The sequence below is a fragment of the Pseudidiomarina aquimaris genome (genome assembly GCF_003987395.1).
In the GTDB taxonomy this organism is placed as follows: domain Bacteria; phylum Pseudomonadota; class Gammaproteobacteria; order Enterobacterales; family Alteromonadaceae; genus Pseudidiomarina; species Pseudidiomarina aquimaris.
The window spans coordinates 492919-509587 of sequence record NZ_PIPT01000001.1 but is presented as its reverse complement, the minus strand read 5'-3'; the positions used below and the strand labels follow the sequence as shown (position 1 = coordinate 509587).

General features: G+C 50.6%; 19 protein-coding genes. 11 read left to right on the top strand and 8 right to left on the bottom strand.

What is annotated here, in order from left to right:
* The first annotated feature begins 7 nt into the window (after window positions 1–7).
* Genes CWE21_RS02505 through rlmM form a run of 6 tightly spaced genes read left to right on the top strand, consistent with a single transcriptional unit; the run spans window position 8 to window position 5495 of the window.
* On the top strand, window positions 8–1129 hold the full coding sequence (locus CWE21_RS02505; RefSeq protein WP_126832824.1) for an enoyl-CoA hydratase/isomerase family protein: 1122 nt from the start codon (window positions 8–10) through the stop codon (window positions 1127–1129).
* An 18-nt stretch (window positions 1130–1147) separates the two neighbouring features.
* Complete coding sequence (gene mmsB, locus CWE21_RS02500) at window positions 1148–2044, top strand: 3-hydroxyisobutyrate dehydrogenase (RefSeq protein ID WP_126832822.1); 897 nt, start codon at window positions 1148–1150, stop codon at window positions 2042–2044.
* 9 nt (window positions 2045–2053) lie between these two features.
* Window positions 2054–2818 carry an SDR family oxidoreductase gene (locus tag CWE21_RS02495; RefSeq protein ID WP_126832820.1) on the top strand — a complete coding sequence of 255 codons (765 nt, stop codon included), beginning with the start codon at window positions 2054–2056 and terminating at the stop codon, window positions 2816–2818.
* A gap of 7 nt (window positions 2819–2825) precedes the next feature.
* Window positions 2826–3728 (top strand): transcriptional regulator GcvA, encoded by a 903-nt coding sequence (locus CWE21_RS02490; protein WP_198675049.1) that lies wholly within the window; start codon window positions 2826–2828, stop codon window positions 3726–3728.
* On the top strand, window positions 3721–4368 hold the full coding sequence (locus CWE21_RS02485) for an alpha/beta family hydrolase (RefSeq protein WP_126832816.1): 648 nt from the start codon (window positions 3721–3723) through the stop codon (window positions 4366–4368). The genes CWE21_RS02490 and CWE21_RS02485 overlap by 8 nt, the downstream gene beginning before the upstream one ends.
* Window positions 4369–4403: 35 nt before the next feature.
* Window positions 4404–5495: a 23S rRNA (cytidine(2498)-2'-O)-methyltransferase RlmM gene (rlmM, locus tag CWE21_RS02480; RefSeq protein ID WP_126832814.1), complete on the top strand. Its 1092-nt coding sequence runs from the start codon at window positions 4404–4406 to the stop codon at window positions 5493–5495.
* Window positions 5496–5512: 17 nt separating this feature from the next.
* Here the strand turns inward: rlmM and CWE21_RS02475 are convergent, their stop codons facing one another.
* Genes CWE21_RS02475 through queF form a run of 3 tightly spaced genes read right to left on the bottom strand, consistent with a single transcriptional unit; the run spans window position 5513 to window position 8137 of the window.
* Window positions 5513–5887, bottom strand: coding sequence for a DUF3192 domain-containing protein (locus CWE21_RS02475; protein WP_126832812.1), 375 nt, complete (start codon window positions 5885–5887; stop codon window positions 5513–5515).
* A 19-nt stretch (window positions 5888–5906) separates the two neighbouring features.
* A complete protein-coding gene (gene ppnN / locus CWE21_RS02470) occupies window positions 5907–7262 on the bottom strand; it encodes a nucleotide 5'-monophosphate nucleosidase PpnN (protein WP_126832811.1) in 1356 nt (451 codons plus the stop codon).
* A gap of 32 nt (window positions 7263–7294) precedes the next feature.
* Window positions 7295–8137 (bottom strand): NADPH-dependent 7-cyano-7-deazaguanine reductase QueF, encoded by an 843-nt coding sequence (gene queF / locus CWE21_RS02465; protein WP_126832809.1) that lies wholly within the window; start codon window positions 8135–8137, stop codon window positions 7295–7297.
* A 126-nt stretch (window positions 8138–8263) separates the two neighbouring features.
* Here queF and syd point away from each other — a divergent pair, with 126 nt between their 5' ends.
* Genes syd through CWE21_RS02450 form a run of 3 tightly spaced genes read left to right on the top strand, consistent with a single transcriptional unit; the run spans window position 8264 to window position 9878 of the window.
* On the top strand, window positions 8264–8833 hold the full coding sequence (syd, locus tag CWE21_RS02460) for a SecY-interacting protein (RefSeq protein WP_126832807.1): 570 nt from the start codon (window positions 8264–8266) through the stop codon (window positions 8831–8833).
* Window positions 8834–8881: 48 nt separating this feature from the next.
* A complete protein-coding gene (locus CWE21_RS02455; RefSeq protein ID WP_126832805.1) occupies window positions 8882–9553 on the top strand; it encodes a GNAT family N-acetyltransferase in 672 nt (223 codons plus the stop codon).
* Window positions 9546–9878, top strand: coding sequence for an Mpo1-like protein (locus CWE21_RS02450; protein ID WP_126832803.1), 333 nt, complete (start codon window positions 9546–9548; stop codon window positions 9876–9878). The genes CWE21_RS02455 and CWE21_RS02450 overlap by 8 nt, the downstream gene beginning before the upstream one ends.
* Here the strand turns inward: CWE21_RS02450 and CWE21_RS02445 are convergent.
* Complete coding sequence (locus tag CWE21_RS02445) at window positions 9857–10165, bottom strand: DUF3301 domain-containing protein (RefSeq protein ID WP_126832801.1); 309 nt, start codon at window positions 10163–10165, stop codon at window positions 9857–9859. The genes CWE21_RS02450 and CWE21_RS02445 overlap by 22 nt on opposite strands.
* Entirely contained in the window at window positions 10155–11192 is a 1038-nt protein-coding gene (locus CWE21_RS02440) for a DUF3549 family protein (protein ID WP_157982720.1), read from the bottom strand. Before CWE21_RS02440 ends, CWE21_RS02445 begins: the two co-directional genes overlap by 11 nt.
* Window positions 11193–11265: 73 nt before the next feature.
* Between CWE21_RS02440 and CWE21_RS02435 the strand changes: the two genes are divergently transcribed.
* Together CWE21_RS02435 and truC are read left to right on the top strand one after the other, a co-directional pair.
* Window positions 11266–11610 (top strand): YqcC family protein, encoded by a 345-nt coding sequence (locus CWE21_RS02435; RefSeq protein ID WP_126832797.1) that lies wholly within the window; start codon window positions 11266–11268, stop codon window positions 11608–11610.
* On the top strand, window positions 11603–12346 hold the full coding sequence (gene truC / locus CWE21_RS02430) for a tRNA pseudouridine(65) synthase TruC (RefSeq protein ID WP_126832795.1): 744 nt from the start codon (window positions 11603–11605) through the stop codon (window positions 12344–12346). Before CWE21_RS02435 ends, truC begins: the two co-directional genes overlap by 8 nt.
* On the opposite strand, the gene dapD is transcribed toward truC, so the two are convergent.
* From dapD to map, 3 genes are read right to left on the bottom strand one after another with little or no spacing between them, the layout of a single operon-like run.
* Window positions 12329–13153 carry a 2,3,4,5-tetrahydropyridine-2,6-dicarboxylate N-succinyltransferase gene (gene dapD / locus CWE21_RS02425; RefSeq protein WP_126832793.1) on the bottom strand — a complete coding sequence of 275 codons (825 nt, stop codon included), beginning with the start codon at window positions 13151–13153 and terminating at the stop codon, window positions 12329–12331. The two genes, truC and dapD, sit on opposite strands and share 18 nt — an antisense overlap.
* Window positions 13154–13162: 9 nt before the next feature.
* Window positions 13163–15778 (bottom strand): [protein-PII] uridylyltransferase, encoded by a 2616-nt coding sequence (gene glnD, locus CWE21_RS02420; RefSeq protein WP_126832791.1) that lies wholly within the window; start codon window positions 15776–15778, stop codon window positions 13163–13165.
* Entirely contained in the window at window positions 15778–16572 is a 795-nt protein-coding gene (map, locus tag CWE21_RS02415; RefSeq protein ID WP_126832789.1) for a type I methionyl aminopeptidase, read from the bottom strand. The genes glnD and map overlap by 1 nt, the downstream gene beginning before the upstream one ends.
* Window positions 16573–16669: the final 97 nt, after the last annotated feature.

The window sequence follows — 16669 nt, the reverse complement described above, 5'->3', positions numbered from 1 at the left end:
AGTACGCATGAGCGTAGTGCAATTTGAAGAACGTGCAACCGATTGCGGAAAACGCATCGGTATCGCCCGACTGAACTCAGAGAAGTCACTGAACGCCTTGAGTCTCGATATGATCCAACTGCTGCAACCGCAGTTGGACGCTTGGGCGGGGGATGACGATATCGCTTGCGTTTGGCTCGAAGGTGCTGGCGAAAAAGCTTTTTGTGCCGGTGGCGATATCGTTGCCATGTACAAAGCAATGAAGGAACAGCCAGGTGAGTTGGTTGACGAAGTCGCTGACTTTTTCGGTCAGGAATACCGTCTCGATTACACTATTCATAGTTTCCCAAAGCCTTTCATCGTATGGGCAGACGGTATTGTAATGGGCGGTGGCATGGGGCTCATGAACGGTGCGAGCCACCGGGTTGTGACGGAAACCTCATTGCTGGCGATGCCAGAAATTACGATCGGTTTGTATCCTGATGTTGGCGCGACGCACTTTCTGAATACCATGCCCGAAGGCTGTGGTTTGTTCCTTGGCTTAACCGGCGCGCATATGAATGCCAGCGATGCTTTGTTTTTGAAGTTAGCCGATCATTTTGTTGGTCGGGAGCATAAAGACCAAGTGTTAGATGCTCTTGCGGCGATTCAGTGGGGCGAAACGCAAAGTTTGAATCAGCAAAAGGTCACTGATGTACTTAGCCAAGTGGGTGAACAGGACAGTAAATTACGTCCGGCAGCACAGGTTGAACCGCATCACGATTTAATCAAGAAGTTGACCTCTGGTGCTGATATTGAAGCGGTCGTCGATGCGATTACCACTATTGAAAACGATGACAAATGGTTGAGCCGTGCGGCGAAAACCCTTGCTCATGGCTGCCCGATGACAGCACACATTGTTTGGAACCAGTTGCATTTTGGCAAAGACCTGCAATTGGCCGATTGCTTCCGTCTCGAACTGACCTTATCAGTGAAGTGTGCCACGCGTGGTGACTTTGCCGAGGGAATTCGGGCATTGTTAATCGACAAAGACAAGCAGCCGCAATGGCAACATGCCAATGTCGGCGAGGTTGGCGCAGAAGAGGTGGATGCTTTCTTCACATCGCCTTGGGAACAACAAGAACACCCATTAGCTGACCTTGGTAGCTAAAGCAAAAGGGGAATCATAATGGCAAAAGTAGGTTTTATTGGTCTTGGCAATATGGGCGGTCCGATGGCCGCTAATTTGGTCAAGGCAGGTCATGATGTCACGGTTTTTGACTTATCTGACGCGGCATTAGCGCAAGCACGTGAAGCAGGTTGTGCAACCGCCAGCGCGTTGGTTGAAGTTACCGAAGGCGCAGACTTTGTCGTCTCGATGTTGCCAGCAGATCATCATGTCGAAGGTGTGTACTTAGGTGAGCAAGGGTTGCAGCACAAGCTAAGCAAAGACACCTTAGTGATTGACTGCAGTACCATTAGTGCCGAAACAGCGCGGAAGCTAAGCGCTGAGCTTGCTGGCCACGGTATTCGTTTCATTGATGCGCCGGTTTCCGGCGGTGTTGGTGGTGCGAAAGCCGGTACCTTAACTTTCATCTGTGGCGGCGACGAAAGTGCGGTTGATAAAGCTCGTGACGTCTTGAACGCCATGGGTAAAAATGTCTTCCGTGCCGGCGATGCAGGCGCTGGGCAAGTAGCCAAGATATGCAACAATATGCTGCTGTCTGTGTTGATGGCTGGCACTTCAGAAGCACTTCAATTGGGTATTGCCCATGGCCTTGATCCAAAAGTCCTGTCAGAAATTATGCTGCAAAGTTCAGGCCGCAACTGGACCTTAGAAGTCTATAATCCGTGTCCGGACGTTATGGAAGGTGTGCCATCGAGCAATAATTATCAAGGCGGTTTCTTAGTCGACCTGATGGCGAAAGACTTAGGTTTGGCCCAACAGGCAGCGCTGCGTTGTGGCGCAAGCACGCCGATGGGGTCGCTGACACTGAACTTGTATCGCAGTTGGTCGCAACTGGGTCATGGTCGAGAAGACTTCTCGAGCATTTTCAAGTATGTTACGCCACAAACCAAGAAGTAGGAGCAGGCAATGGAAGTAGCAAATAGCACAATCGTCATTACGGGTGGCGCGCAAGGCTTAGGCCGCGCAATGGCTGAACACTTTGCCGCTGCGGGCGCAGCGTTGGCCTTGATCGATATGAATCAAGAAACTTTGAGCGAAGCCGAGCAAGTTTGTCAGGCGAAAGGTGCCAAGCAAGTGAAAGGCTATGTTGCCAATGTCACCGATGAAGCTGCTGTTGAAGCAGTTTTTAATAGCATTGCCGACGATTTCGGTGCCATCAACGTGTTGATCAACAATGCCGGTATCTTGCGCGATGGTATGTTGATCAAATGCAAAGATGGCGAAATCACACATAAAATGCCGTTGCAGCAGTTCCAATCAGTATTGGATGTGAACCTGACCGGCAGCTTCTTGTGTGGTCGCGAAGCGTCGGCACATATGGCCAAAGCCGGTAACGGCGGCGTTATTATTAATATTTCGAGCGTGGCGCGCGCAGGTAACATTGGTCAAACTAACTACGCAGCGACCAAAGCTGGCGTGGTTGCGATGACGGTGACGTGGGCCCGCGAGCTGGGTCGTTTTGGTATTCGTTGCGGCGCGATTGCGCCTGGCTTTATCGAAACGCCGATGACTGCAGCTATGAAACCTGAAGCGATCGAGCGTGCCTTGAGTATGGTGCCGTTGCGTCGTTGGGGGCAACCTGATGAGATTGCTCACAGTGCGCGTTACATCATTGAAAATGACTTTTTCAGTGGTCGTGTGATAGAAATAGACGGAGGCGTCCGACTCTAACCGGAAAATAATGAGAAAATTACCCCCACTGAATGCACTTAAGGCCTTTGAAGCTGCGGCGCGGCATCTGAGTTTTACCCGCGCTGCAGATGAACTTTTTGTCACGCAAGCAGCAGTGAGCCATCAGGTGAAGGCGCTTGAGGAGTTTTTGGGGGTAAAACTTTTTATCCGGCGGAATCGTTCGCTACTGCTGACCCCCGAAGGTCAGACCTACTACCTCGAATTGAAAGAGATTTTTGACCACTTGGTACAAGCGACCGAGCGTCTGAAAAGCGCCTCAGAGCGCGGCTCTCTTACTATCAGTTTACCCCCAAGCTTTGCCATTTTATGGTTCGTACCAAGGCTCAGCCGTTTCCGCGAAGCCTATCCGGAAATCGATGTGCGCATCCGCGCAGTAGATGAAGTTGATGGTTCATTAACGGACGACGTGGATGTTGCAATCTACTATGGCGCAGGCAAATGGCCCGGGCTCAAGGCTTACAAACTGCATAATGAATATCTATTACCGGTTTGCTCGCCCTTGCTACTCAATGGTACAAAGCCATTGCGGGAGCCCAAAGATCTGCTGAACCACACGTTGTTGCACGATGAAACGCGTAACGCGTGGAAGGACTGGTTCAAACTCGTGGGAATTGATAAAAATAAAGGCGATAACGGTCCGGTTTTCAGTCATTCTAACTTGGCACTCAAAGCCGCAGTGCACGGGCAGGGCATTGCCTTGGCTAATAACGTACTGGTGAAACCCGAAATCGATGCCGGGCATTTGATTCAACTTTTCCCTGAAGTGTTGCCTCGAGAAAAATCTTTTTATCTGGTTTGTCGTGACTCTCAGTCAGAAATCGGTAAAATCGCCACCTTTCGCAACTGGCTGTTGCAAGTCGTCGAAGAGGAAGAGGACGCCTATGAGTGATGCACAACGGGTGGCGGTTCATCGCGATAACCCCGATGGACACGTGCGGATCTTGTTTGCCCATGGCGCGGGCGCGGGCTTACAGAGTGACTTCATGCAATATTTTGCCTTGGGCTTGGCTTTGCATGACATTGACGTTGTACGCTTTAATTTTCCTTATTGGCAAAAGTTTATGGACACTGGCGTAAGGCGTCCGCCGAATCCAATGGCGCAGTTAGAACACTGCATGCAGACGGTAGCAGCCCAATTTGATGATAGTAAGCCGCTGTTTGTCATGGGGAAGTCCATGGGCGCGCGGGTGGCCTTCCGGATCGCTGATCAGGTGCAAGCGCAGGCTGCCATTGGTTTAGGCTACCCGTTTCACCCGTTAGGTAAGCCCGACAAATTGCGCGTGGATGACTTAGCAAACCAATGTACGCATAATCTTATTTTACAAGGCGAGCGTGATGGCTTCGGTAAGCCTGCTGAAGTCGCGACGTACAGTTTGCCGAAAAATGTTGAAGTACAGTGGTTGGCTCATGGTGATCACAGCTTTGAGCCGACCAAGCGCAGCGGCTTGGAACGCCGTGAAGTTTGGCAAACAGCGATTGACCGGGTCTGTACTTTTATCGAAAAAGTGAATGCAAAAACGCGTGCGTAGAGCAGCTAAATAGCAAGCAAAGGACGAACAACTTGATGACTGGAATTATTGCTTATTGCCGTCCTGGCTTTGAAAGTGACTGTGCGGCGGAAATCCAAGATAAAGCCGCCCACCTAGGAAGCTATGGTTATTGTCAGACCAAGCAGCAGCAAGGTTATGTGGTCTACCGCTGTGCGGCCGAAGAAGCAGAGCATTTAGCCAAAAAATTACTCCTGCAGGAGCTGATTTTTACCCGCCAATTTATTGCCATTCTAGCGGAAGTTAAAGACTTGCCAAGTCAAGATCGCGTGTCCGCGTTGCAACTTGGGTTGTTGGATTTAGCGATAGAAGAAAACTTTGCTGGCATTAAACCGGCCGGCTCCTTACGCGTCGAAACCCCAGATACGAATGTCGGTAAGGAACTTTCCAAATTCTGTCGTAAGTTCACGGTACCGTTGCGTCAAGGCTTGCGACAAATTGGCTGGATGACCGCAAAAGAAAGCGATCGCCGTCCCACCTTGCACGCCTTTTTTATAAGCAATAGTGAAGTGGTGATTGGCTTTTCTTACAGTTTTAACCAGTCGCCGTGGCTGATGGGGATTCCGCGTTTGCGTATGCCAAGTGATGCGCCAAGTCGCTCGACCCTAAAACTGGATGAAGCCTTCCAAGTGTTTGTGCCAGCGCATGAGCGCGAAGAACGGATCTCATCCGGCATGAACGCAGTTGATCTCGGTGCTGCGCCCGGCGGTTGGACCTACCAACTTGTCCGCCGTGGCATGATGGTACAGGCCGTCGATAATGGCCCAATGGCGGAAGCTTTAATGGACACCGGTCAGGTGAAGCACATAAAAGAGGACGGTTTTAAATATCGGCCGAAGAAGAAAAATGTGACGTGGTTGGTCTGTGACATGGTCGAAAAGCCTGCGCGTGTCGGCGAGCTAATGACTGACTGGCTGTTACAAGAAGACTGTAAAGAAGCGATTTTTAATCTGAAGTTGCCAATGAAACGTCGCTACGCTGCCGTGGCAGAGTATTTACAGCACATCAAAGAAACCTTGCAAGAGCATGGCCGCGGTAAGTTTGAGTTACAGGCCAAACAGCTTTATCACGATCGTGAAGAAATCACCGTGCATATTCGCTGGCTTTAACTCTAGAGCCTAAGCTATTAAAAGTCTTGATAGTCCTCGTACGCATCCGCACCCCAAGCGATGAGTGAGCCGTTTTTGAATAACAGCGGTGTACATTCGTCGCGGGTGGTGATGCCGTCAGACTTAACGTGGTGCGTGCGATAGAACAAGATCAGCAGTTCTTCACCACTGTTGATGGCTTTGGCTTCGCTGATGTCGGGTGAGCCGAGTAAGCGAATGACTTCTTCTTTTGGAATACCAAGGTCAAGGCGGCCAATCTGTTTTAAATTGAAAGTCTCACGTTCCTGCCAACTCATGTTGTCAGGATCCGCTTGGTAAACAGCGAGAATAAGCGCAGTTATTCCAAGGTAAATAACAAACCCGATTAAAATGATTTTCATCATTTTTGACATAACTGCGCCTCGCTTACTTTTAGTCGGTAATCACTCGATAACAAGGATGATAGACCGAACCAGGCAGTTTCATCCGCCCTTGTTCGACGAATGCCTGCAACAATACGTCGAGCTTCCGCATCATCTCTTTTTCACCATGAATTTCAAATACACCTTTGGCGCGAATGGCGCGGATACCTTCGTCTTTTACGTTACCCGCAACAATCGCTGAGAACGCACGACGTAGGTCGGCGGCAAGCAACTGCGGTTCTTGTTCGCGATGTAAATTCAACGCTGCAACATTGTCATGGGTCGGCGCAAACGGACGTTGGAACGGCTCATCGATGTGCAAGGTCCAGTTGAAGCAGTAGGAGTCACCGGTTTCACGGCGATATTCCTTCACTTCATGGGTGCCTTTACACATGTGGCGAGCGACCGCTACCGGATCATCAATAATGATGGTGTAGAGCTCACGGGCTTCTTCACCTAAGGTCGCTACGATGAAGTCGTCAATCGCTTCAAAATAGCCTTTACTGCTCGCTGGGCCAGTTAGTACCAACGGGTACACTTGTTTTTCATTGGCTGGGTGCATCAGGATGCCGAGAATATAAAGCAACTCTTCGGCAGTACCTGCACCACCTGGGAAAATCACAATACCGTGCGCACAACGTACGAAGGCCTCGAGACGTTTCTCGATATCCGGCATGATGACCAGTTCGTTAACGATAGGGTTCGGCGGCTCGGCAGCGATGATACCCGGCTCGGTAAAGCCTAAATAACGACCGTCGGCAATACGTTGCTTTGCGTGGCCGATGGTAGCGCCTTTCATGGGACCTTTCATGGCACCAGGACCGCAACCGGTACAAATATTTAAAGCACGTAAACCTAGGTGATAGCCGACTTCTTTGGTGTATTTATACTCAATTTCGTTAATCGAGTGGCCGCCCCAACAGACAATCATGTTCGGCTCTAAATTCGGCTGCACCACCTGCGCGTTACGCAAAATATCGAAGACCACGTGGGTGAGGGTGTGCGTATCCGCACTATCAAGCGTTTGTGCGTTGTAGCGTTCGCCGGTGAACAAAATGTCACGTAGTACAGCTTCAACCAGCTCTTGCATACCGGCAATCAGTTTGCCGTCGACAAAGGCTTCCTCTGGAGGATTGACAAGCTCGAGTTGTACCCCTCGTTCGCACTTAATGACGTTAACGTCGAAATCTTCGTATTTATTAAATATCTCTTCACTACTGTCAGTGTTACTGCCGGCGTTTAATACCGCTAAGCAGCAATTGCGGAAAAGTCGATACAGTTGTTCGTCGCTTGATTGTTGGAGTCGGTCAATTTCTAATTGTGACAGCAGACTCATGCTGCCCCGTGGAGAAATAGTAATTCTCATTCGTTTATCGTTCCTTCTTTTTCTTATCTTGCTTACTGACGACTCAATCTATTCATGTTCGGAGCCGCCTCAAAGTTTGAGCGGAAAGGATTAATGTCCAATCCGCCCCGGCGCGTATAGCGCGCGTAGACGCTAAGCTTTTCCAAAGCGAAGCGTTGGCTTAGATCCATGAAAATACGTTCAACGCACTGTTCATGGAACTCATTATGGTTGCGAAACGAAACAATATAGCGCAGCAAACTGGCGTGGTCGATGGCTTGTCCCTGATAATGGACAAAAAGCGATCCCCAATCCGGTTGATTGGTGATCAAACAGTTTGATTTCAGGAGGTCAGTGTAAAGTGTCTCTGTGACGGTTTCATGACCTGCTGCTTGGAGAAGCTCTGGGTTGTAATCATAACTGTCGATAGCGACTGAAGCGTCGTCTATTGAGGTGGCTTGCCAGTCTGCAATTTGATGCTGCGGTGCTCGCAGCGGCATCAATTTCACTTGTACCGGTGCGCCGGCACAGCGTGATAAATCGCGCGCGATAGCTTGCTCGACGTCTGTCCAGCTCGGCCAATGACTGGCATTGAAGCTATTCAGATAGAGCTTGAAAGATTTCGACTCAATCAAATGCGGACTGTCTGCTGGCACCTCAAAATAGCCAATCGCAACTTGTGGTAGGCCATTCTCTTGTAACCACGAGAGCTCGTATCCAGTCCAATAATCCGTGCCGTGAAACGGCAGTTCCTGGCCCTCATCGATACCGATCGGAGTGCGATTAAGTTGCCGCGGTACTGGCTGTAAAAGACCGGCGTTGTACTGCTCTGGATAAGTGGTGGCTTGACCCAAATTAAGATGGGCAAGAGGGTGTTCAGCAGAACTGTGCTTCATTGCTATCGTATACCTTGTTAAACTGCGTGTTTCGTTTCCGACTTAAACTTAAGCCAGTCGGCCATTGTACCGCCAGCACACAACAGATGCTAGTTTGTGTGCTGACTCTTTACGTGAGAGCTATTCATGACGATCACCGCAGCTTTAGATGACCTCATCCAGCGCTATCAACAAGCTTATCAAGATGCCAACACCGCCCTTATTACCGAAGCCAATGACGAATGGCAGGCGCCGATATACTTGGGTGCTGTACGCAGCGACGACACCGTACGTTGGCAACCGGTGCGCCAAGCAGAAGCAGTGGACTTCACTGACTTGATGAATGCCCTCGAAGAGCCGTTTCATGAGGACTTTAAAGCTTATTTTTCGCGCTGGTATAGCGCCGATCTCGCGGTGTTATGGCAGCAACATCCGCTGTGGTTATTGCACATGCATTGCCATGAAGATGCCGAGCGTATGCTGGCCAATCAGGCCGGTCATGTGCTCATGAAGCGCCGTCTGAAACAGCCGATTACACTGTTCTTGGGCTTAGCTGAAGAGTCGGAAGACCTACTTATTACCCTTGATAACGCAACCGGTGCGGTGGGCTTGGAATTTGTGGGCAAGCCGCAACACGAAACCTTGGCAGCAAGTTTGGCAGAGTTTTTAGCAGAATCTACGCCAAGAGTGGTAGAAAACCCAGCAGCAATAGGCTAATTTGTAAGCACACTATATTGAATACGACTTGGATTTAGGGTGCAAACAATGACAACAACAACGGCTACCGACGTAAAACTCCAAGGTGAACTGCGCTACCTCGTTGCAGAAGACCTCAAATATGCCGCATCGCTATTGTTTCAAGCTTATCACGATGACGCATTGCTGATGTCGCTGTTTCAGGCGGACAAAACCGACTATGAGAAGCGTTTGCGGGCGGCGATTAGGGAAGAATTACATGCCTTTTGGGAGGCTGAACAACCGATGATCGGCCTGTTCGATGGTGACAGTCTGCTCGGTGTGGTTTGCTTAACCGAGCCAGGCAAGAGTTTTGGTCCGGGGCGTTATTGGCACTGGCGGTTAAAAATGTTGCTGACCGCAGGCTATGTAAGCACCAAACAGTTGGTCGAAAAGGAAGAAATCATTCAAGCGGCTATCAGTAAAGAGTTAGGTCTGGGCAATTACCATATGCTGGCCTTTATTGCCGTGAATCCGCGTTATCAACAGCAAGGCTGGGGCGATATGTTAGTCCGTGCTGCGCAACAAGCGTTGGAAGATGCCCCGCAGTCGGAGGGAATTGCAGTACTGATCACGCAGCCGCAGCATAAGAGCCTTTTTGCCACCCACGGTTTTCGCTCGGTGACACACTTACAAATCGGTGACATCGGCGGCGAGTTGTTTTTTGCGCCGGCATCCGCGGCGGAGGTGGTCAATGGCTAAGCGTTTCAATTCGTTCCGCGAATTTTATCCGTACTATTTGGCCGAGCACAGCGATCCGCGCTGTCGTGCCACACACTATGTCGGCAGCACTCTAGTGCTGCTGATCATTGCGGCTGCAGTGGTTTTCCAGCAATGGCTCTGGCTCTTATGGGTTCCGGTTGCGGGTTATGGTTTTGCTTGGATCGGTCACTTTTTCTTTGAGCATAATAAACCTGCGACCTTTAAGCATCCTTGGTATTCATTACTCGGTGATTGGGTCATGTACGGTGAATTTTGGGCGCGTGTCGTTGGCGCCGGTAAATCTCAATCCTCCGGCAAACGATAAACCGGCGTATCAACCTTTTGCAAACGCAAATTGAGCATCGTTATTTCGCCCTCGTAACGATGCTCACGATCACTGCTAAAAGCGAATTGATAGCGACTTAACCAACCAAAATGGCGTCCTGCTTTACTTAACTTTCCGCCTTGCCAAGCAATATCGAGAAACTGCAACTGATACTGCTGACAGTAGCGCTGTGCATGCACGCGCGCCAATTCAGCTTGCCGCCGCCCTTGCCAAAAGAGCAGGCCAATGAAAGCGACGGCGATAAGTAAAAGGGCATCACTTAGCATGCGCGGCTCCACTGACGAACGTTTGCCAAGCTTGGCGGATCGGCTGAGGGAGATCGTCGCGTTGCAAGGTGACCAAAATATGCGGCCGTAACATCGGCATTCGCAACACGTCGGTGATTAACGCCGCAAAAATCTTGGGATCTTGCTGAGCAATTGCGAGCAAGAGCTGCTCAAGTTGCACGTGGGGTGTACACAGAGGATCGAATACTTGCCAAAGACGGGCGCAACAAATCACACACTCATCTACGCTTGGCTCTTTCAGCACATATCGCACCGCTGTGGCGACCGCTTCGCTCGTAACGCTACCGGCAAGGCTACGCAGCAGATCGGCCCTTACTTCACCGGCATTTAGCTGGAGGATCTGGGCCGCTAGGGCATCACTGAGCTGGGTGGGCAATGACTGATGCTCGAGTGCGATGGCGGTCGCTTGACGCAGGGGGGCAGGGTAGTCGGCAAGTTGCTCTGCTAACACCTGTTGGGTCTCCGGCAAGTCATCCAAACGCGCCGCAACATCGTGTAAACCTTGGACACCCACATGTTGCCAATGCTCAGGTTTGGCGAGGGCGGTTTGCGCAAATTCAAAATGAACTGACGGCTGCCGTTGCCAAAGAAGGCCCAATTGCGCATGCAATGCAGCACGCTTTTCCTCGGCGGGGGTAAACAGGTACGGGCTCTGTTGCAGTTGTTGCTCCTGCTCTTCGCTTAACGCATGCGTTACCTGTTGACCGAGCAGGGTGATCACTGAGGTTAGGAATTCTTGCACGGCCGCTTGTTCCAATAAGCCCCGTTCATCTAACGGGAACTTAAGAAACCACAAAAAGGGTTCCCGTTCGCTGCGACTCAGTTGTGGCCAAAATACCATAGCAAAACAGGCATGCCCTTGAACCGGATAGGGGTAGGGTGCTTGTTGTTGCTCTATGGCGTTGAATTCTGTGGTATTGATAGCTTGCACACGGCGGCCAAGGTCATAACATAGGTAGTCGCTTTGGCTTTCGCGCAACAATTGCGAGAGGATAGAAATGCTCATTAGACTTGCATCACAGGACATTTTGCTGAAAGATGTGCGCCATTATAACGATTAAATGGTCGTGGAGGTAGTGATGGACCAACGACAACGTGCCGCGCGTTTACTTGAGCGCCTTGAAGCAGAGTTGAATTGTTTAGGCTTATGGCAGGCAGATTGCCCAGCTGCGCACGAATTACAAAGTAGCGAGCCGTTTGCGGTAGATAAACTCGACTTTCATCAGTGGTTACAGTTTATTATGTTGCCGCGTATGTGGGATATGATTGATGGCGAACATCCACTGCCACAAAATATTGCAGTGAGCCCAATGGCGGCCCATGTGTACCGCCATGAGCTGGAAAATCATGAAGGACTGATCAGTATTTTACGTGAATTTGATGTCTTGTTGAGTGGTGCGGACCCTCTCGCGGAAGATGTCTGATCTCACTATCGTCTATGAAGACGATTGTCTAATAGCCATAGATAAGCCGAGTGGCTTATTGGTACATCGCAGTTGGTTGGCCAAAGATGCGCATGAATTTGCCCTGCAGAAATTGCGCGATCAAATTGGTCAGCATGTGTTCCCTGCACATCGACTCGATCGTCCTACCTCAGGCTTACTGCTGTTCGCCAAAGACGCCGACACTGCTCGCGCGCTAACCACAGAATTTACTGAACGTCGTGTGGCTAAACGTTATCATGCGGTGGTGCGTGGTTATCTCGGTGATGGTGTGTTGGATTATCCGTTACGCGAAGAACTCGACAAAATCGCTGACAAATTTGCCGATCAAGACAAAGCGCCACAGCCGGCGGTGACCGGCTACCGCTGTTTGCAGCAAGTCGAGCTGCCTTATGCGGTGAGTAAGAAGCACGCCACGACGCGCTATACCTTGTTGGAACTGTCACCACAGACCGGGCGCAAACATCAATTGCGTCGCCACATGGCGCATCTACGCCATCCTATTGTCGGTGATACGCACCACGGCGATGGGCGCCACAACGCTTTCTTTCGCGCGCAATTTGACTGTCACCGTTTATTGTTAGCAGCAACTGGATTGCGTTTTCAGCATCCGCATACAAAACAGGCAGTCGCCTTGCAACTGCCTGTGCCTGAGATATTCCTTGCAGCGTTTAATAGCGCGGAAGCCTTAGAGAGACGTTTAGTCAGCGGCGCGTAACAAGGCATTAATACCGACTTTTGCGCGCGTTTTTTCATCCACTTTTTTCACGATGATTGCCGCATAAAGGCTGTATTTACCATCTTCACTTGGTAGTGAGCCAGGCACGACAACCGCACCCGCAGGCACGCGGCCATAATGAATCTCGCCGGTTTCACGATCATAGATACGAGTGCTTTGTCCGATATAAACACCCATTGAAATAACGGCACCGCGTTCAACGATAACGCCTTCGACGATTTCTGAGCGGGCGCCGATAAAGCAGTTATCTTCGATAATCGTTGGGTTTGCCTGCAGAGGCTCGAGTACGCCACCAATCCCAACACCACCCGACAAATGCACGTTCTTACCAATCTGTGCGCAGGAGCCTACCGTTGCCCACGTATCCACCATGGTCCCCTCGTCGACGAAAGCGCCGATATTGACATACGACGGCATGAGCACGACATTGCGGCCGATGAACGCACCTTTACGTACCATCGCCGGGGGCACAACGCGCATGCCTTCGGCGCGGAAACGTGCGTCGTCATAACCAATGAATTTACTGTCGACCTTGTCAAAAAAGCGCGTCTCGCCACCGTTCATTAGGTGGTTATCGTTGATGCGAAATGATAAGAGTACTGCTTTCTTGACCCATTCATTGACCACCCACTGGCCGTCTTTGGGTTCAGCGACACGCAGTTCACCGCGGTCAATCCCCTCAATCACCAACTCTAAGTCTTTGCGTAGTTGAGCCGGTACTTGCTTCGGTGAAAGTTCATTGCGATTCTCAAAGGCGCTTTCGATACGGGCCTTTACTTCATTCATGCGAATTCCTCAATATTGATCTAGGGTGGCAATAATTTGTTCACGCAGCTCTGCGCGTTGCTGCTCATCCAGCGCTGTGTTGCTCTCGGTAGCGACAATGAATAAATCCTCAGCTTGTTCACCAACTGTGGTTATTTTCGCCGCCAAAATGTTGAGGTCGAGCGCTTGCAGAACCTTTGCGACTTGTGCAACCAAGCCGGGACGATCCAATGCGGTGAGCTCGAAGGCGGTACGCCGGGAGTTTTTAGCAGGCACAAAATCCACTTTCGTTTGCACGTGGAAACTGCGCAAACGACGAGGTAAGCGCCGTTGCGTATTAGGTGCCGGTGTACGACCCCGTAGCACGTCATGCAGTTCTTGCTTCAACGCCTCGATACGCCGCGCATCGGTCAATGGCTCGCCGTCTTCTTGCAAAACCACAAAGGTATCCATAACGAAACCATCGCGAGTCGCCAAGATTTGCGCATCGTGAATACTTAAATTCTGATGATCCAGCACCGCTGCCACTTCGGCAAATAAGTGCTCGTGCTCAAGGTGGTAGATAAACAGCTCAGTGGTCCCTTGGCGGTTTTCATCGCCAACCAAGATAAGCGGTAACAGATCATCGTCGGTGACATTAATAATATATTGCGAATGCCAAGCGATTTGTTCGGGTTGGTGGCGCAAAAAATAATCGGCGGTAAAACGCGACCATAGCTCTTGGATTGCTTGTACTTCGAAGCCCGCGCTTAATAATAACGCCATTGCGTGCTGTTGATGCTGATGAATGCGTTGGCGCATCTCACGTTGAGGTGAGGGTTGTTGCTGTTCTAAGTAGCGTTGTGTGGCTAAATACAGGTTCTCTAGCAGCGTCGCCTTCCAGTTGTTCCATAAACTGCTATTGGTGGCGCGAATGTCAGCAACGGTCAAACAGTAAAGGTAGTCTAGACGTTGTTGCGTCCCCATTTGCGTGGCAAATTCTTCAATCACCTCGGGGTCGTGAATATCGCGTTTTTGGGCGGTGACCGACATGTAAAGGTGCTTGCGCACGAGCCAAGCAACGAGGTCGGTATCGTCGTCGTCCAAACCATGTTGCAAACCAAAGTTACGCGCATCATGTTCACCCAGTTCGGAATGATCTCCGCCGCGGCCTTTGGCGATGTCATGGAAGATACCCGCGAGATACAACAGTTCAGGTTTGTCCATGTCGCCGATAATTTTGGCGCAGAGCGGGAACTCTTCTTCTGCTTCCGGGCTGTTATAGCGATACAAGTTACGGACCAAGCGATAGGTATGCTCGTCGACCGTGTAGGCATGGAATAAGTCAAACTGCATTTGCCCGACAATTTGGGCCCATTGGGGGAGATAGTGCGCCAGTATTTTATGCTTGTGCATGAGTTTGAAAGCGAGTCCACATCCGCGCGGATGACGCAGTAACTGCATAAACAACTCACGACATTCAGGAATATCGTTTAACGGATGCGTCAAATCGCGGCGAGCATTCCGCAGCAGCCGAATGGTGTGTGCGCGAACGTAGCGGATTTCTGGGTGCTCGGCGATCGCCAAGAAAAAGTCGAGTAGGGCGCGTGGCTCGTGAAACACTTCATCGTGCTGGGCAGCGATGCTCTCGCCAAGGACTTTGAACTGATCGTTAATCGGGTAACGCTTTAAGTCTTTGGCATCACTCAAAATCGTCTGCGCAAAAAATTGCAGCAGCATATCGTTTAGCTCGCTGACACCGACCATGGCGTTGAAGAAATCCTTCATCATGGCTTCGACGGCGGCTTTACCGACTTCACGATAACCTAACCGCGCAGCCACAGCCGGCTGGTAATCAAATAGCAAGCGATCTTCTTTCTTGTCGGCTTCGAGATGCAAAGCAAAGCGAATACGCCACAGAAATTCTTGGTGCTCACGTAATTCGAGCAGTTCTGCGGCACTGATGAAATTGTACTGGACTAAGCTTTCATCGCTTTGCGTATGGAAGTGGCGCTTGGCGATCCAGCCAATGGTTTGAATGTCACGCAGGCCACCTGGGCTGCTTTTAATGTTGGGCTCAAGGTTGTAGCCGGTGCCATGATAGTGTTGATGACGTTCGTTTTGCTCGGCTAATTTGGCTTGATAAAACTGATCACTGCTCCACGGGAATTCAGTATGTAAGAACTGTCGTAATAACTGCTCTTGGTCGGCGTCACCGACAATAAAACGCTGTTCTAAGAGGCTTGTGGCAACGCTGGCATCTGCTTTCGCTTCACGCGCGCAGTCACTGATGGTGCGTACACTGTGCCCCACATCTAGGCGGAGATCCCAGAGGAGCTGGATATATTGGCGAATGCGGTCTTCAGTGTCTGGCTTCAGGGTGTCGGCAAAAAGAAACAGTAGGTCAATATCGGAGTGCGGATGCAAGGTACCGCGACCATAGCCACCCACAGCTATTAGCGCCATCCCATGTTGCGGTAACTCAAGCTGTTGCCAAAGTTGTCGCAGTAGGTCATCGATAAAGGCTGCGCGGTCGGTCAGTAAGCTTTCAATATCAGCAGTGACAAAAGCTTCCGCCGACCATTCTTGATAACGCGCGAGGCAGTCGCGCCCAGCGGCGATGGTAATCGGGCTGGGCCATGTAATCTCAGCGACTGAGCCGGTCATTAAGCGCCTGGGGCGTGTTCAATGACACGCGGCAAGTCTTCGTCGCTGCGCAGAGTCAGCACTTCGACGCCGGTCTCGGTCACCAGAAGGGTGTGCTCCCATTGCGCGCTGAGGCTGCGATCTTTGGTCAAAACAGTCCAGCCGTCACGCAATAGTTTGGTGTGACGTTTGCCTGCGTTCACCATGGGCTCAATGGTAAAACACATGCCTGCTTCAAGCACATCACCGGTACCAGGCGTACCATAATGCAATATTTGCGGCTCTTCGTGGAAAACCGCACCAATGCCATGCCCACAATATTCACGGACGATGGAGTAGCCATGCTGTTCGGCGTGTTGTTGGATGACCGCAGCAAAGTCACCGGTACGCAAACCAGGGCGCACCATTTTAATCGCTTTGTAGAGCGACTCTTGCGTGACCCGAATCAGACGCTCGGCAAGGATGCTTGGTTTACCGACCACGAACATCTTTGAGGTATCACCGTGATAGCCATCTAATTTGACCGTGACATCAAGGTTAAGAATATCGCCATCTTTAAGCGGCTTCTCATTTGGAATTCCGTGGCAAACCACGTGGTTGAGCGAAGTACACACAGACTTCGGAAAGCCATGATAGTTAAGCGGCGCTGGATAAGCATTGTGCGCAATGATGTAATCGTGGCAAATTTTATCAATTTCTTCGGTCGTGACACCGGCCTTGATATGCGGCTCGATCATTTCTAATACGCTGGCAGCTAATTTGCCGGCCGCACGCATTTTTTCGATTTCATCAGGCGTTTTAATGCTGATACTCATGCCTCTTCCTATTTTGACTTTGGTTTGAACTCTGAGAACCCAAGGTTCGTGGTCATTGAATGGCGCAAAGGATAGCATTTAGGCGCGCTGCGGGGAA

What these genes read in the sequence shown, in the direction of transcription:
- CWE21_RS02485 (WP_126832816.1), top strand. Translation starts at nt 3,721, where the DNA reads ATGAGTGATGCACAACGGGTGGCGGTTCATCGCGATAACCCCGATGGA.
- glnD (WP_126832791.1), bottom strand. Translation starts at nt 15,778, where the DNA reads ATGACCGGCTCAGTCGCTGAGATTACATGGCCCAGCCCGATTACCATC.
- queF (WP_126832809.1), bottom strand. Translation starts at nt 8,137, where the DNA reads ATGAAGCACAGTTCTGCTGAACACCCTCTTGCCCATCTTAATTTGGGT.
- truC (WP_126832795.1), top strand. Translation starts at nt 11,603, where the DNA reads ATGTCTGATCTCACTATCGTCTATGAAGACGATTGTCTAATAGCCATA.
- map (WP_126832789.1), bottom strand. Translation starts at nt 16,572, where the DNA reads ATGAGTATCAGCATTAAAACGCCTGATGAAATCGAAAAAATGCGTGCG.
- CWE21_RS02475 (WP_126832812.1), bottom strand. Translation starts at nt 5,887, where the DNA reads ATGTCAAAAATGATGAAAATCATTTTAATCGGGTTTGTTATTTACCTT.
- ppnN (WP_126832811.1), bottom strand. Translation starts at nt 7,262, where the DNA reads ATGAGAATTACTATTTCTCCACGGGGCAGCATGAGTCTGCTGTCACAA.
- CWE21_RS02455 (WP_126832805.1), top strand. Translation starts at nt 8,882, where the DNA reads ATGACAACAACAACGGCTACCGACGTAAAACTCCAAGGTGAACTGCGC.
- mmsB (WP_126832822.1), top strand. Translation starts at nt 1,148, where the DNA reads ATGGCAAAAGTAGGTTTTATTGGTCTTGGCAATATGGGCGGTCCGATG.
- CWE21_RS02505 (WP_126832824.1), top strand. Translation starts at nt 8, where the DNA reads ATGAGCGTAGTGCAATTTGAAGAACGTGCAACCGATTGCGGAAAACGC.
- CWE21_RS02440 (WP_157982720.1), bottom strand. Translation starts at nt 11,192, where the DNA reads ATGAGCATTTCTATCCTCTCGCAATTGTTGCGCGAAAGCCAAAGCGAC.
- dapD (WP_126832793.1), bottom strand. Translation starts at nt 13,153, where the DNA reads ATGAATGAAGTAAAGGCCCGTATCGAAAGCGCCTTTGAGAATCGCAAT.
- CWE21_RS02445 (WP_126832801.1), bottom strand. Translation starts at nt 10,165, where the DNA reads ATGCTAAGTGATGCCCTTTTACTTATCGCCGTCGCTTTCATTGGCCTG.
- rlmM (WP_126832814.1), top strand. Translation starts at nt 4,404, where the DNA reads ATGACTGGAATTATTGCTTATTGCCGTCCTGGCTTTGAAAGTGACTGT.
- CWE21_RS02495 (WP_126832820.1), top strand. Translation starts at nt 2,054, where the DNA reads ATGGAAGTAGCAAATAGCACAATCGTCATTACGGGTGGCGCGCAAGGC.
- CWE21_RS02435 (WP_126832797.1), top strand. Translation starts at nt 11,266, where the DNA reads ATGGACCAACGACAACGTGCCGCGCGTTTACTTGAGCGCCTTGAAGCA.
- syd (WP_126832807.1), top strand. Translation starts at nt 8,264, where the DNA reads ATGACGATCACCGCAGCTTTAGATGACCTCATCCAGCGCTATCAACAA.
- CWE21_RS02450 (WP_126832803.1), top strand. Translation starts at nt 9,546, where the DNA reads ATGGCTAAGCGTTTCAATTCGTTCCGCGAATTTTATCCGTACTATTTG.